Below are 13,699 nucleotides of genomic sequence, written 5' to 3'. Positions count from 1 at the left end.
GCTTACTCAAAATTGTCCTGCACAAACCGGCTCAGCGCGCGCACGCCCCAGCCGGTGGCGCCTTTGGGCGCATAAGATGTCTCGGACGAAACCGAGGCTACACCCGCGATGTCCAGGTGAATCCAGGGGGTCTCTTCTTTGACAAAACGCTGCAGGAATTGCGCGGCGGTAATCGAACCCGCAGGCCGACCACCCACGTTCTTCATATCCGCGATGCGCGATTTCAGCATCTTGTCATAAGCATCGCCCAACGGCATCCGCCACGCGCCTTCATCCTCGGCCTTGGCCGATTTCAGGAAAGCATCACAGAACGTATCGTTGTTCGAAAACACGCCCGCATTCTCATGCCCCAGCCCGATGATGATTGCACCGGTCAGGGTCGCCAGATCGATCATGCCCACGGGCTTGAACCGTTCCTGCGCGTACCACATCACGTCACACAGAACCAAACGACCCTCGGCATCGGTGTTGATGATCTCGACCGTGTCGCCCTTCATCGACTTGACCACATCGCCGGGGCGCGTGGCATTTCCTGATGGCATGTTCTCGACCAACCCAACCAGACCTACGACATTGGCCTTGGCCTTGCGCTTGGCAAGCGCGCGCATGGTACCGGCGACAACACCTGCGCCGCCCATATCCATGGTCATCTCTTCCATGCCGCCCGCAGGTTTCAGCGAGATGCCCCCGGTGTCAAAAACCACACCTTTTCCGACCAAAGCCAGCGGCGCATCGCCGTTCTCTCCGCCTTTCCAATGCATGACGACCACCTTGGACGGGCTGTCCGAGCCCTGCCCGACACACAGCAATGTACGCATCCCCAACTCGGCCAGTTTGTCCTCGTCCAGAACTTCAACCTCAAGACCCAACTCCTGCATCTCGACCAGACGATCGGCGAAGTCCGTGGTGGTCAAGACATTTGCGGGCTCGTTGGTCAGGTCGCGGGTCATACGAACGCCATCCGCGATTGCATAAAGCGGCGCAAATTCCGCCTCAGCCTCGTCAGGTTTCAAATGGCTGATCGTGACGGTTCCGGTGCCTTCGCTTTCCTTGCTTTTGTGCACGTCAAAGTCATAACTGCGCAACGCGATGCCCAAAGCCAGCTCTTCGGTGCGCGCCTGATTACCGGCCATCACAAGCACGTCCTTGCCGCCCGCACGCTTGGCCAGCGCCGCCCCTGCCTTGCGCGCCTCGTCCGCCTCGGGGCGGCGCGGCAGCACCAGAATGTACAGCGCCTCGGCCGCCATCCCGGAAGGCCATGCCAGCGAGATCACGTCACCCGTTTTTACTTTCTCAAATGACTCACTTTCGACCAGCCGTGCTACCGCACCTTTCGTCAGGCGGTTGGCCCGACGGGCCGCAGGGTTCATCTTACCATCAGATGGAATGATGATGGCCACCTGCCCTTCGGCCTGCGCCATCGCATCCAAGTCAAACTCCTGAAAGCGGATCGGTACCAGACTGCTCATTGCAAACTCCTCAAATTCTGTTCCCCAAGACCTAGCCCGCGCTGCACGACTTGACCAGATAGCAGTTTTCCCCGCCCATCAATTGCATTAAGGTCCCGCAAAAATAACCGGCAGGCTCGGGGGAGAAAGACGTGGCACGAAAGGGCAGGCATACGCCGTTGCGCATGACATTCTGCGTACGCGCTATCGGCCCGATCGCCCGTACTGCAAGCCCAGCGGGGGCGTGCCCGTGATCCTCGACCGCTATTTCGCCCGCCGGTTCATGCAGAGTTTTCTGGTCATTGGCGGCATCTTTCTGACCCTGATGATTCTCATCGATCTGATCGAACAGATTCGCCGGTTTGATGATTACGACCTGTCGTTTGGGCAATTGCTGCACCTGACGCTTCTGAACACACCCGCCGCGATCAGCGAAATGCTTCCGCTGTTGGTCATCCTGTCCACCATTGCGCTGTTTGTCGGGCTTGCGCGTACTTCGGAACTGGTGGTGACCCGCGCCATTGGCCGCTCGGGCATCCGCGCACTGGTCGCGCCTGTGCTGCTGGCGCTGGCCATAGGTACGCTGGCCGTCGCCCTGCTGAACCCAATCTCCGCCGCCACTTCGGAAGAGTTCCAGCGGTTGTCCGATTCCTACAAGAACAACGGCAGTTCAGCCTTGTCGATCAGCAGCGAGGGGCTGTGGCTGCGCCAGTCTGCAGAAAACGGCCAGGCCGTGATTCACGCGCGCGGTACTTCAAACGGCGACACGCTGGGACTGGACGATGTGACCGTCATTACCTTTGCCCGCGACGGCAAACCAACCCAGCAAATCATCGCTGACCGGGCCGAGCTGGAGGATGGCAGGTGGATCCTGTCCAACGCCAAAATCTGGCCTATGCAGGACGGGCAGAATCCTGAAGCCTCTGCGGTTGAGCATGAACGCCTGGAACTGCCCACTTCGCTGACTCGTCAGCGCATTCTGGACACGCTGGGGCAGCAGGATTCCGTTTCAGTCTATGACCTGCCCCAACTGATCGCGGACCTGCGCGAGGCAGGTTTTTCGACCAAACAATATGAGGTCTGGCTTCAGGTACAGCTGGCACGGCCTTTCTTTCTGGTCTCGATGGTGCTGATCGGGGCCGCCTTCACCATGCGCCACGTCCGCTTCGGTGGCACCGGGATAGCTGTTCTGACGGCAGTTCTGCTTGGCTTTTCCATATATTTCGTCCGCAACTTTGCGCAAATCCTTGGGGAAAACGGACAATTGCCCACCTATATCGCTGCCTGGGCACCGCCCTTTGCCGCCATTTTGCTCGCTCTCGGCCTGCTGCTTCATGCGGAGGACGGCTGATGCGGCGCATCGTTCCCCTTTTGCTGAGCAGCGCGCTGGCCTTGTCTGCCCCGGCGACCCTTGTGGCCCAGTCTACGCCGGCCCAGCAGCAAGGCGCGCAAGAGCAAAAAGAACCCGCCCTGCTGGTGGCCGACAAGGTATTCATCACACCAGAACGCAAATTGGTGGCCGAAGGCAATGTCGAGGCTTTTCAAGGTGATATCAAGCTTTCTGCGCAACGTATCATCTATGATCGTGAAACCGGTGAGCTGACGCTGGATGGCCCGATCCGTATCGACCAGGGCGGTCAGACCACCCTGCTGGCGGATTCAGGACAGCTCGACAGCGGTATTCAGAACGGTTTGCTGATCGGCGCGCGGATGGTCTTTGAACAGCAGGTACAGATCGCCTCGGTTCAGGCAAAGCGGGCAGCGGGCCGTTATACGCAGTTCAGCAAAGTTTCGGCCACGTCGTGCCATGTCTGTGCCAATGGCAAACCGCCGCTTTGGCAGATTCGGGCCCGCCGCGTCATCCATGACAAACTGGAGCGACAGCTGTACTTCGAAGGCGCGCAGCTTCGCGTACGGGACTACCCGGTTTTCTACTTTCCTTATCTGCGCCTGCCCGATCCGACCCTGGACCGCGCGACCGGCTTTCTGGTGCCCTCGATCCGAAGCACCTCGCAGTTGGGGACCGGGGTGCAGGTTCCGTATTTCTTCAAGCTTGGGGACCACAAGGACCTGACGCTGACGCCTTACCTTTCGTCCAAGACGACGACGTTGGGGTATAGATATCGTCAAGCCTTTGTGAACGGTCGCATTCAGGTAGAAGGCGCGTATACGCGCGATGACGTTCAGCCAGATCAGGATCGTGGCTACGTTTTCGCCAACGGTTGGTTCAACCTCAAGAATGACTTCCGACTGACGTTCAACCTTCAGACCACCTCGGACGATGCCTATCTTGTTGACTACGGCCTGCCGGATCTGGACCGTTTGCGCAGCGAAGTCGCGTTGGAGAGGATCAAACGTGATACAGCCTTCAAGACAAGCCTGATCCATTACAAAACGCTGCGCGACAGCGAAAACCAGAATGAAATCCCCTCGCGCGTCTTTGACCTGAACTACGAAAAAAGGTTCTTTCCCAATACGGTGGGCGGCGAAGTTCGACTGGCCTTTGTCAGCCACGCCCATGAACGGACCAGCGACGCCGATGTCATAGGCCGAGATATTGCCCGCGCCACGTTCGACGCTGAATGGTTGCGCAGCTGGACCTTTGCCTCGGGCTTGCGGGCGGATGCAACACTGGGGGCGTCGGTCGATACGTTCAACGTGCGGCACGACAGCAATTTCCCCTCGCAGATCACCCGATCGACCCCGAGGGCCGCACTGACACTGCGCTATCCCATGACCCGACGCGAACAGTCTGGGGCGGTTCAGTTCCTGGAACCGATCGCCCAGATCGGATGGACGCATGTGTCCGACACCAACGTTCCAAATGACGAAAGCACCTTTCAGGAATTCGATCAGGGCAACCTGCTGGCCCTGTCCCGTTTTCCGGCCGAAGATCAGCGCGAAAACGGTACGACCGGGGTGATCGGGCTTAACTGGGCCCGTTATGGCGCGGGTGGTTGGCAGGCTCTTGCCACCGTGGGTCAGGTGTTCAGGGCCGACGCCGATCCGAACTTTACGCTGACCTCAGGGCTTCAAGGTACCACGTCGGATCTGCTGGTGGCTGGGCAGATCAGAACCGCCAACGGTTGGTCGCTGGGCGGGCGTGGCCTGATCGACAGCGATTTCAGCTTTGTCAAAGCGGAACTTCGCGGCGCCTGGGCGAACGAGGTCGCCGGGCTCTCGGGCAGCTATGTCTGGCAGGAACCGGACCCGGCGGAAAACATCGTCGACGAGATCTCGGAAATCTGGCTTCTGGGCCGGTATCAGGTGGACCGGAACTGGCTGACAAATGCCGAAGCCCGCTATGATCTGGGCCAGTCAGAACCCATCCGTCTTGGGCTGGGCGTGACGTACCGGAACGAATGTGTTCAGGTTAACATGTCCGTAAGTCGACGCTTTACTTCAACATCCACTATTGAGCCTTCGACAGAATTCGGCTTTACCCTGTCTCTGACAGGATACTCCGTCGAAGGCGGTGGCAAGACATACAAGAGAACATGCAGTTGATATCAGGTTTCTCCAGGTTTCTTCGTTCCGGTTGGCTAAAACCGGTCGCGCCGGTACTGGCCGCCGCAGTGTTTGCTGTTGCCGGTTCGCAGGTCGGGGCGCAAAGCCTGTTTTCCCCGGCGATCCGCGTCAATCAGGACATTGTCACCTGGTACGAGCTGGAACAGCGTCTGCAATTCCTGAATGTTCTGGGCCTGCCCGGTGGCAGCGAAGCAGATGTCCGGGACGCCTTGATCGACGCAAAACTGCGCCAGCAGGTGATGCGCGAAGCCGGGGTCGAGGCAACTTCCGAAGCCGTTCAGTTGGGCATCGACGAATTTGCGGCGCGTGGGCAGTTGTCTTCGGAACAATTCCTGTCGCTCTTGGGCGACGCTGGTGTCGATAAGGAAACCGTTCGCGATTATGTGGCGGATCAGCTGGCCTGGCGCGATTACATCAGCTCTCGCTACCTGTCGCAGGCGCGCCCGACCGAAGACGAGATTGACCGCGCCCTGGGACAGTCCGGCGGTGGTGGTTTGCAGGTGCTGTTGTCCGAGATCATCATTCCGGTAAACCAGCAAACCCTTGCACAGACGGAACTTCTGGCTCAGGAAATCTCGAACCTGGAAGGTCAAGATGCGTTTTCAGCCGCTGCGGCACAGTATTCCGCTGCGGCCACACGCGACCAAGGTGGGCGCCTGGATTGGCTGAACATCACCGACCTGCCTCCGGCCCTTCAACCGGTCATTCTGGGCCTGAAGACCAGCCAAATTACCCAACCCATCACGCTTCCCAACGCCGTTGCCCTGTTTCAGATGCGCGGATTGCGCGAGGTTGCGACCTCTGCGGCGCCAATCTCAAAACTGGACTACGCGATCTACTATATTTCCGGCGGGCGCAGTTCTGATGCCTTGTCACAGGCCGCACGTCTCAAGGAAGAGATCGACACTTGCGATGACCTTTATGGTATCGCCAAGGATCAGCCCCCCGAGGTACTGGAACGCATCGACGCTGTCCCGTCCGAAGTCCCGCGCGACGTAGCGGTCGAATTGGCCAAGCTGGACCGTAACGAGGTGTCGACAAACCTGACTCGCAACAACGGCCAGACGCTGATGTTCCTGATGTTGTGCAACCGCACGCGCAATCTGGGTGAAAACACCTCACGCGCGGATGTGGCCAATGCTTTGGCACAGCAGCGCCTTCAGGCGTTTGCCGAAAGCCTGGTGGAACAACTGCGGGCTGATGCCGTGATCATTCAGGAATGACCCGCCCGATTGCGCTTAGCTGTGGTGAACCGGCCGGGATCGGCCCGGAAATCGCCGCCAAAGCCTGGGCCGAACTGCGTGACACTTGCCCGTTCTTCTATATCGGTGACGCCAGCCACCTGCCTGCCGACACGCCTGTCGCGCAGATTGAACACCCGTCGCAGGCTGTCACCGTCTGTGAGAAGGCGCTGCCCGTCCTGCAACTGGATTTTCCTGCCCCCAACGTGCCCAGTCAGCCCGACCCTGCCAATGCGCCCTCGGTGATCGGTGCCATCGAAACGGGTGTCGAGCTGGTAAAATCCGGTGTTGCCGCAGCACTGTGCACGGCGCCCATCCACAAAAAGGCCCTGATGGATGGCGCTGGGTTCGGCTATCCCGGCCATACCGAGTTTCTCGCCGCCCTCTCTGGCACCCGTCGGGTTGTCATGATGCTGGCAAGCGACCAGTTGCGCGTCGTGCCTGCCACAATACATATTGCCTTGTCGCAAGTTCCGGCGGCCCTGACCCCGGACCTTCTGCGTGACACGATCGAGATCACCGCGCGCGGCCTGCGCGACCAGTTCGGCATCGACACCCCGCGCATCGCCATTGCGGGTCTTAACCCCCATGCGGGCGAAGGGGGTAAAATGGGCGCCGAGGAAGGCGATTGGATTGCCTCGCTTATCGCAGAATTGAACTCGGATGGTGCAACCCTTACGGGCCCTCACCCAGCGGACACTCTGTTCCATGCCGCCGCACGCGCCCGCTATGATGCGGCCATCGCGATGTATCACGATCAAGCGCTGATTCCGATCAAAACGCTGGACTTCGACCGGGGTGTGAACGTGACCCTCGGCCTGCCCTTCATTCGCACCTCGCCGGATCACGGCACCGCAATGGATATCGCGGGGAAAGGCATCGCCGCGCCCACCAGCCTGATCGAGGCCCTGAAACTCGCCCAACGCATGGCACAACGCTCTTGATCCTTCACCTGGCTGAAAATATCCCCGCCGGAGGCAAAAAATCTCTGGCGCTGCCTCTGCAGTCTGCGCCACGGTAATCGGATCATGAGCGCAATCGACACACTCCCCCCTCTGCGCGAGGTTATCGCAACCCATCAGCTCTCGGCGCGCAAGTCACTGGGTCAGAATTTCCTGCTGGACCTCAACCTGACCGCCAAGATCGCCCGTCAGGCCGGGGATCTCACCGAATGTGATGTGCTTGAAATCGGTCCTGGCCCCGGCGGCCTGACCCGTGGGCTGTTGTCCGAAGGCGCGCGCAAAGTCGTGGCGGTGGAAAAGGACACACGCTGCATCGCTGCCCTGAACGACATCGCCGCCGCCTATCCCGGACGGCTTGAGGTCATCAACGGCGACGCGCTGGAAATCAATCCACTTGACCACCTGACACCGCCGGTCCGCATCGCGGCCAACCTGCCCTATAACGTGGGCACCGAACTGCTGGTCCGTTGGCTGACCCCACCTCAATGGCCGCCCTTCTGGCAAAGCCTGACGCTGATGTTCCAACGCGAAGTGGCCGAACGCATCGTCGCCCAACCAGGCAGCAAAGCTTTCGGCCGTCTCGCCATCCTTGCCCAATGGCGGGCCGAGGCGCGCATCGCCATGTCATTGCCGCCCGGAGCTTTCACCCCACCGCCCAAGGTTTCAAGCGCCGTGGTTCACCTGACCGCCCTGCCCGAACCCCGATATCCTGCTGACGCAGCCACATTGTCACGGGTCGTCGCTGCCGCTTTCAATCAACGCCGCAAGATGCTGCGTGCCTCATTGAAAAGCGTCGCCCCGGATATCGAAGACCGCCTGCTGGCAGCCGGTATCCAGCCCACGGAACGCGCCGAGCAGGTCCCGCTTGAGGCATTCTGCAAATTGGCACGCGAAGTTCAAAAGACCTGAAAACACAAAAGCCCCGGATCTACCGGGGCTTTTGTTCGAACTGCTTCTTAGCTTATTCAGCCGCTTCCGGCGCGTCCCCATCGGTTTTGGGCGCATCTTCCGCAGCTGGCGCAGGTTTGGGCTTACGCGCCCGTGGTTTGCGCGCAGGTTTTTCTTTTTTCTCAGGCGCCGGGGTCTCGACCCCTTTGCTTTCTGGTGTTTCAACTAAGCCGCTTTCCGGCGCAGCCTCGGGGGGTGCGAAATCCATCACATCCGGCTGTGGCACCTCGGCCGGATCGGCCTGACGGGCGGCTTCGCGTTCCTGACGTTCAGCGCGTTCGCGATCACGTTCAGCCTGGCGTTCGCGGTTCTGCCGCTCCTGCTCTTCCCGGCGGGCGTCCATTTCGCGCTGCGCTTCACTCAGCATACGCAGATAATGCTCGGCGTGCTGCTGAAAGTTTTCGGCGGCCACACGGTCATTGGACAGTTGCGCGTCACGGGCCAGCTGGTTGTATTTGTCAATGATCTGCTGCGGCGTGCCACGCACCTTGCCCTCGGGGCCCGAGCTGTCAAAAACACGGTTTACGACGTTGCCGCCGGAAGGACGATTGCGGTTATTCTTGGCCCGCGAGCGGGATTTGGAAGATCTCATCTTTCTTTACGTCAGCCTTATCAATTCGCTGTCGAACCACCCGTGTCTTGCACTGCTCTGAGGCGTTTGCCGTGACGGGATCTCGACTATTTTGGGCTTGGCGTCAGGGGTGCGCTGCAACAGCGTCAACCTCGCCGACTAATCCTGAGTAAACATGTCCTGAGCGCGCAGACAAGAGGAATCTCGGGTTTTCACCAGCTTTTTTAGTCGGGGCAGCGCTTTTTGGTCGCAATCCTGCCGATCAACCCGGCATTTTTGCGCCAACCACGCGGTCGCGCCCGTCCAGATCGGGGATCACACAGACATCTACAAGCCCCGCCGCGTCGAACAAAGCGCCAACCTTTTTTGCCTGCGTAGGGCCTATTTCCACAAAAATCCGCCCGCCCGGCAACAGAAAGTCCGGGGCCGACGCAGCGATCCGCCGATATGCCCCCAACCCGTCGCCTTCATCGGTCAGAGCCATACGCGGTTCGTGCTCTTTCACCTCTGGTGACAGCTCTGCGATCTCATCCACTGAGATATAGGGTGGATTGGAAACAATAAGATCGAATTGGCCATCAATGTTCTCGAACCAATCCGAGCGTACAATTTCAACCCGCCCCTGTACCTTATGCTCAACCACATTGGCACTGGCTTGCAGGCAAGCCGCCTCGCTCAGGTCGACCCCGAGACCCGAGGCGCTGGTGCGTTCGGCCAACAAAGTGATCAGGATGCAACCCGAACCCACACCAAGGTCCAGAACGTGATCAAACGGTGCGCTCAGGGCTGCTTCGATTAGGGTTTCGGTTTCGGGGCGTGGGTCCAGCACATCTCGGCTTACCCGAAATCTGCGCCCATAGAACTCGCGTTCGCCCAGCAAATGTGACACTGGCACCCGAATAGCGCGTAGAGAGATCAACTGGTCATAGCGCTCGGCAATCTCGGGCTGCAACTCTTCTGGTGCGATCAGCGTCACCCGACTGGCCTCTATGCGCGCCGCATGGGCCAGAAGCACGCGCGCATCCCGTGCCGGATCGTCCACGCCAGCCGCCCGCAGACGTGCCGTTGCCGCTACCATGGCCTGTGCCGCTGTTTGCAGACCCGTCATTGCGCCATCTCGGCCAATAGTCGCGCCTGATCGTCAGCGGTCAGCGCGTCGATAACCTCGTCTAGATCGCCCTGCATCACCTGATCCAGCTTATAAAGCGTCAAGTTGATCCGGTGATCGGTCATGCGCCCCTGCGGGAAATTGTAAGTGCGAATACGTTCCGAGCGGTCGCCCGAGCCCACCTGACTGGCCCGGTCCGCCGAGCGTTCGCTGTCGATCCGTTGCCGCTCCAGATCATAGAGCCGCGTCTTCAGCACCTGCATAGCGATCTCGCGGTTGCGATGTTGGGATTTCTCGGAACTCGTGACCACCAACCCCGTGGGAAGGTGCGTAATCCGCACCGCCGAGTCGGTGGTGTTCACGTGCTGCCCACCCGCACCCGAGCTGCGCATGGTGTCGATGCGAATGTCATTTGCGTCGATCTGGATGTCCACATCCTCGGCCTCGGGCAGAACCGCCACTGTCGCAGCCGAGGTATGAATCCGCCCGCCGCTTTCGGTCTCCGGTACGCGCTGAACCCGATGCACGCCGGATTCGTATTTCATCCGGGCAAAGACATTGTCGCCCTTGATATGGGCCACGACCTCTTTGATCCCGCCCAGATCCGATGCCTGTTCCTCGATGATTTCAAACTTCCAGCCCCGTGCCTCGGCATAGCGCTGATACATACGTAGCAGATCGCCTGCGAACAAAGCGGCCTCATCTCCTCCGGTTCCGGGGCGGATTTCCAACATCGCCGGACGCGCATCTGCCGCGTCTTTTGGCAACAAGGCCAGTTGCAGCGCGTGTGCCGCCACAGGAATGCCGGCCTGTAACTGAGGGATTTCTTCCTCGGCCAGCTCTTTCATTTCCGGGTCAGCCAGCATCGCCTCGGCCTCGGCCAGATCAGCGACCAGCTGACGCCAGGCCATGATCTGATCGACCACCGGTTTGAGGTCGGAATATTCCTTGGCCAGCGTCGCAATATCGCCCCCCGACGCGCCATCGGCCATGGCTGCTTCGAGGTATTGAAAGCGCTGGGTGATCTGTTCAAGACGTTCTTCGGGGATCATCCCGGCGGTGTCTATCATCCGGGGGCTTTGGTCAAGGGCAACGTCATGCTAAGCTTGCTGTCATGAAACGGATTTTGCTTGTTATGCTGCTGACATCCACGCCGGTTTTCGCCGATTACATCGGCCCAGACGGCAAGACCCGCGATTGCTATTGCACCGACACATCCGGGTCACGCATCGAACTGGGCGAAATGATTTGCCTGCAGGTCGATGGCCGTATGTTCACCGCGCAATGTCAGATGTCGCTGAACGTTCCCATGTGGCGCGAAGTTCAGGAAGGGTGCCTGTCATCGGGGTTGCAGAGTAAACCTGTTGGTGACGCCGTTCAGGACGAGGCGTCTTAAACCTCAGAGGAACGGTCACATCTGCTCCAACCACCCATCAACCCGGGCTTTGTTGACCCCGAAATCCTTGCGACCGAACCGCAGACGACTGTTGATACGCAGGGTGTTTCCGTCCTGCTGAACCGTGGTGTAGTCGGGAAAGCCGATCCACTTTGTGCGAGTGATATAGGTGATCATGCCCGCGTCCACGGACCCGGCCAGAATCGAAGTGCGCGGCGTGGCACGGATGATCTGGTCAAGCCTGTGCAATCCGTCTGGACCGGTTTCGACAACCCGCACCACGCCCCCCGGCAGGTCCTGATCCACCGGTGCGACGGGCGCAACGTTCCATTGGGCGGGGTCCGACGGGGCGAGCCGGATATATGCGCCCAGCCCGATCACAAGCGCGAACACTGCCCAAAGAACCATCTTTTTCATCCCGCATTATCCTCTTCGAGAAACCCTATGCGGATCAAACGCCGGGACAAGTTGCTCCGAACCGGATTACCGCGACGTCACCCCGGCAGGATGCACAGCATCTCATAGATCAGGTTCGCCGCCGTCAGCGCCGTGTTGCCCGAAGGATCATAGGGCGGCGAGACCTCGACCAGGTCACAGCCCACCACATTCACACCCTGCAACGCATGGATCAGTTGCAGCGCTTGTGGTGTCGTCAGCCCGGCAATCTCTGGCGTGCCGGTGCCCGGTGCAAATGCCGGGTCCAGGCTGTCGACATCGTAAGTGATATAGACCGGATGCTCGCCAATCGTCTTGCGGATCTGCGACCCGATCTGAGTCAGGTTCTGCTGCCATAATTCCCAGGCCGGGAACTGGCGAAAACCCCAATCCTTGGCCTCGGTAAAATCCGAGGCCGCATAACCCGAGCCGCGAATGCCGATCTGAAAGGTCTTGTCGGGAACGATCAGCCCCTCTTCGTATGCACGGCGAAAGACGGTGCCGTGGGTTTCCCTTTCACCGAACATCTCGTCATTCACATCCGCATGGGCATCCACATGCACCAGGGCCACCGGCCCGTGCTTTGCCGCAATGGCCCGCAGGATCGGCAAGGTGATCGAATGATCACCCCCTATTGCCACCGGAATCACATTCTTTGCCAGAATCGCATCGTAGCTTTCCTTGATGATCCTCAGACTGTCGGCCAGCGAGAAGATGTTGATCGCAAGATCCCCAATATCGGCGATCTGCAAACTATCGAACGGGGCTGCTGACGTGGCCATGTTATAAGGTCGGATCATCGCGCTTTCACTGCGGATCTGTTTCGGGCCAAACCGTGTGCCCGAGCGCCACGAGGTGCCGATATCCATCGGAATCCCAAGTACCGCCACGTCCAGCCCCGCCAACGACGCGGCCTGCGGGAGGCGCATAAATGTGTTCGGCCCCGAAAATCGCGCCAGATCATTGCCGCTGATCGGTTGGTTGAATTCTGTCATGCGCGTGCCGCCCCATCCTTTTAAATTACCTCTTCCAGCACATACCGGAGGTATGGCTAACCAGAAGTTAACGTGTGCCCAACCGGTTTACTCTTTTGTCTTTGCCAGCTTATCCCATCCCAGCAAACAGATGATCTGTGTCGCGACATGGGCCCCGGCAATCGCCGTCGCGCCCGAGGTGTCGAAGGGCGGAGAGACCTCGACCACGTCTCCGCCTTTGATATTGATCCCGGCAATGTCGCGCAGGATAATCTGCGCCTGAATCGAACTCAGCCCGCCCCAGACCGGCGTGCCTGTGCCGGGCGCAAAGGCCGGGTCCAGCCCGTCGATGTCAAAGCTCAGGTAAACGGGGTTGTCGCCCAGAATACTCTTGATCTTCTTTGCAACTGCGGTGGGGCCGGATTCATAGACCTCGCGCGCATCGATGATGTTGACGCCCAGCGTGTCCTCATTGTGGGTGCGTATGCCGACCTGGACAGAGCGTTTCGGGTCCACAATCCCCGATTTCACCGCCTTGTAGAACATCGTTCCGTGATCGACACGGGACATGTCATCATCGGCCCAAGTGTCTGTATGCGCATCAAATTGCAGCAGTGACATGGGCCCGTATTTTTCCGCATAGGCCTTCAGGATCGGGAAGCTGATATAGTGGTCGCCGCCCAGAGTGACCGAGGCCACATCTGCCGCCAGAATGGTGCGGATATGATCGATCAACGTATCGGGAAAGGCCGGAATATTGGCATAGTCATAGGCCATATCGCCGTAATCGACGATCGCCAGTTCGCTCAGCGGATCATAAGGCCATCCATAAGGCGCGTCAGGCGATTGCAGCGCGCTGGCTTCGCGGATCGCACGCGGGCCTAGCCGGGTGCCGGGACGGTTGGTGACGGCCTGATCAAAGGGCACACCCGTCACCGCAATATCCACGCCACTTAGGTCTTTGGTGTATAGCCGCCGCAGGAACGAGGTCGCCCCGCCAAAAGTGTTCTCATAAGACAACCCCTTCAGGTCCGGGTTGGTGAACGCCTCATCCACTTGGTTCTTTGCGTCTTCCAGTGCCATTTCTT

General features: G+C 59.5%; 13 protein-coding genes. 6 read left to right on the top strand and 7 right to left on the bottom strand.

Annotation, left to right across the window (positions count from 1 at the left end):
• Nucleotides 1-2: 2 nt before the first annotated feature.
• Nucleotides 3-1,469: a leucyl aminopeptidase gene (locus tag ALB80_RS01490; protein WP_050602241.1), complete on the bottom strand. Its 1,467-nt coding sequence runs from the start codon at nt 1,467-1,469 to the stop codon at nt 3-5.
• A gap of 229 nt (nt 1,470-1,698) precedes the next feature.
• On the opposite strand from ALB80_RS01490, the gene lptG reads away from it, so the two are divergent.
• The 5 genes from lptG (at nt 1,699) to rsmA (ending at nt 8,088) form a co-directional block, all read left to right on the top strand.
• Nucleotides 1,699-2,799 carry an LPS export ABC transporter permease LptG gene (gene lptG / locus ALB80_RS01485; protein ID WP_050602561.1) on the top strand — a complete coding sequence of 367 codons (1,101 nt, stop codon included), beginning with the start codon at nt 1,699-1,701 and terminating at the stop codon, nt 2,797-2,799.
• Nucleotides 2,799-4,955, top strand: coding sequence for an LPS-assembly protein LptD (locus ALB80_RS01480; RefSeq protein ID WP_050602240.1), 2,157 nt, complete (start codon nt 2,799-2,801; stop codon nt 4,953-4,955). The genes lptG and ALB80_RS01480 overlap by 1 nt, the downstream gene beginning before the upstream one ends.
• Nucleotides 4,946-6,199 carry a peptidylprolyl isomerase gene (locus tag ALB80_RS01475; protein WP_050602239.1) on the top strand — a complete coding sequence of 418 codons (1,254 nt, stop codon included), beginning with the start codon at nt 4,946-4,948 and terminating at the stop codon, nt 6,197-6,199. Before ALB80_RS01480 ends, ALB80_RS01475 begins: the two co-directional genes overlap by 10 nt.
• Nucleotides 6,196-7,161, top strand: a complete 966-nt coding sequence (gene pdxA, locus ALB80_RS01470; protein WP_050602238.1) for a 4-hydroxythreonine-4-phosphate dehydrogenase PdxA — start codon at nt 6,196-6,198, stop codon at nt 7,159-7,161. The genes ALB80_RS01475 and pdxA overlap by 4 nt, the downstream gene beginning before the upstream one ends.
• Nucleotides 7,162-7,245: 84 nt before the next feature.
• Complete coding sequence (gene rsmA / locus ALB80_RS01465; RefSeq protein WP_050602237.1) at nt 7,246-8,088, top strand: 16S rRNA (adenine(1518)-N(6)/adenine(1519)-N(6))-dimethyltransferase RsmA; 843 nt, start codon at nt 7,246-7,248, stop codon at nt 8,086-8,088.
• A gap of 52 nt (nt 8,089-8,140) precedes the next feature.
• On the opposite strand, the gene ALB80_RS01460 is transcribed toward rsmA, so the two are convergent.
• From ALB80_RS01460 to prfA, 3 genes are all read right to left on the bottom strand, one after another.
• Nucleotides 8,141-8,719: a DUF4167 domain-containing protein gene (locus ALB80_RS01460; protein WP_050602236.1), complete on the bottom strand. Its 579-nt coding sequence runs from the start codon at nt 8,717-8,719 to the stop codon at nt 8,141-8,143.
• Nucleotides 8,720-8,960: 241 nt separating this feature from the next.
• Complete coding sequence (prmC, locus tag ALB80_RS01455; protein ID WP_050602235.1) at nt 8,961-9,806, bottom strand: peptide chain release factor N(5)-glutamine methyltransferase; 846 nt, start codon at nt 9,804-9,806, stop codon at nt 8,961-8,963.
• Nucleotides 9,803-10,858: a peptide chain release factor 1 gene (gene prfA, locus ALB80_RS01450; RefSeq protein ID WP_050602560.1), complete on the bottom strand. Its 1,056-nt coding sequence runs from the start codon at nt 10,856-10,858 to the stop codon at nt 9,803-9,805. Before prfA ends, prmC begins: the two co-directional genes overlap by 4 nt.
• Nucleotides 10,859-10,920: 62 nt before the next feature.
• Between prfA and ALB80_RS01445 the strand changes: the two genes are divergently transcribed.
• Nucleotides 10,921-11,202, top strand: a complete 282-nt coding sequence (locus ALB80_RS01445; protein ID WP_050602234.1) for a hypothetical protein — start codon at nt 10,921-10,923, stop codon at nt 11,200-11,202.
• Between the two features lie 15 nt (nt 11,203-11,217).
• Here ALB80_RS01445 and ALB80_RS01440 read toward each other — a convergent pair whose 3' ends face one another.
• From ALB80_RS01440 to speB (ALB80_RS01430), 3 genes are all read right to left on the bottom strand, one after another.
• Nucleotides 11,218-11,619: a DUF1499 domain-containing protein gene (locus ALB80_RS01440; RefSeq protein ID WP_050602233.1), complete on the bottom strand. Its 402-nt coding sequence runs from the start codon at nt 11,617-11,619 to the stop codon at nt 11,218-11,220.
• A 77-nt stretch (nt 11,620-11,696) separates the two neighbouring features.
• Complete coding sequence (gene speB, locus ALB80_RS01435) at nt 11,697-12,632, bottom strand: agmatinase (RefSeq protein ID WP_050602232.1); 936 nt, start codon at nt 12,630-12,632, stop codon at nt 11,697-11,699.
• An 87-nt stretch (nt 12,633-12,719) separates the two neighbouring features.
• A complete protein-coding gene (speB, locus tag ALB80_RS01430; protein WP_050602231.1) occupies nt 12,720-13,694 on the bottom strand; it encodes an agmatinase in 975 nt (324 codons plus the stop codon).
• Between the last annotated feature and the right edge of the window lie 5 nt (nt 13,695-13,699).

This window comes from Ruegeria sp. 6PALISEP08 (genome assembly GCF_001238295.1).
Lineage (GTDB): Bacteria > Pseudomonadota > Alphaproteobacteria > Rhodobacterales > Rhodobacteraceae > Ruegeria.
This window is presented reverse-complemented; position numbering and strand designations above follow the sequence as displayed.

Excerpts from the sequence above, each read along its gene's own strand:
- speB (WP_050602232.1), bottom strand. The coding sequence starts at position 12,632 with ATGACAGAATTCAACCAACCGATCAGCGGCAATGATCTGGCGCGATTT.
- ALB80_RS01440 (WP_050602233.1), bottom strand. The coding sequence starts at position 11,619 with ATGAAAAAGATGGTTCTTTGGGCAGTGTTCGCGCTTGTGATCGGGCTG.
- speB (WP_050602231.1), bottom strand. The coding sequence starts at position 13,694 with ATGGCACTGGAAGACGCAAAGAACCAAGTGGATGAGGCGTTCACCAAC.
- ALB80_RS01460 (WP_050602236.1), bottom strand. The coding sequence starts at position 8,719 with ATGAGATCTTCCAAATCCCGCTCGCGGGCCAAGAATAACCGCAATCGT.
- prfA (WP_050602560.1), bottom strand. The coding sequence starts at position 10,858 with ATGATCCCCGAAGAACGTCTTGAACAGATCACCCAGCGCTTTCAATAC.
- ALB80_RS01480 (WP_050602240.1), top strand. The coding sequence starts at position 2,799 with ATGCGGCGCATCGTTCCCCTTTTGCTGAGCAGCGCGCTGGCCTTGTCT.
- ALB80_RS01475 (WP_050602239.1), top strand. The coding sequence starts at position 4,946 with ATGCAGTTGATATCAGGTTTCTCCAGGTTTCTTCGTTCCGGTTGGCTA.
- prmC (WP_050602235.1), bottom strand. The coding sequence starts at position 9,806 with ATGACGGGTCTGCAAACAGCGGCACAGGCCATGGTAGCGGCAACGGCA.
- ALB80_RS01490 (WP_050602241.1), bottom strand. The coding sequence starts at position 1,469 with ATGAGCAGTCTGGTACCGATCCGCTTTCAGGAGTTTGACTTGGATGCG.
- pdxA (WP_050602238.1), top strand. The coding sequence starts at position 6,196 with ATGACCCGCCCGATTGCGCTTAGCTGTGGTGAACCGGCCGGGATCGGC.
- ALB80_RS01445 (WP_050602234.1), top strand. The coding sequence starts at position 10,921 with ATGAAACGGATTTTGCTTGTTATGCTGCTGACATCCACGCCGGTTTTC.
- rsmA (WP_050602237.1), top strand. The coding sequence starts at position 7,246 with ATGAGCGCAATCGACACACTCCCCCCTCTGCGCGAGGTTATCGCAACC.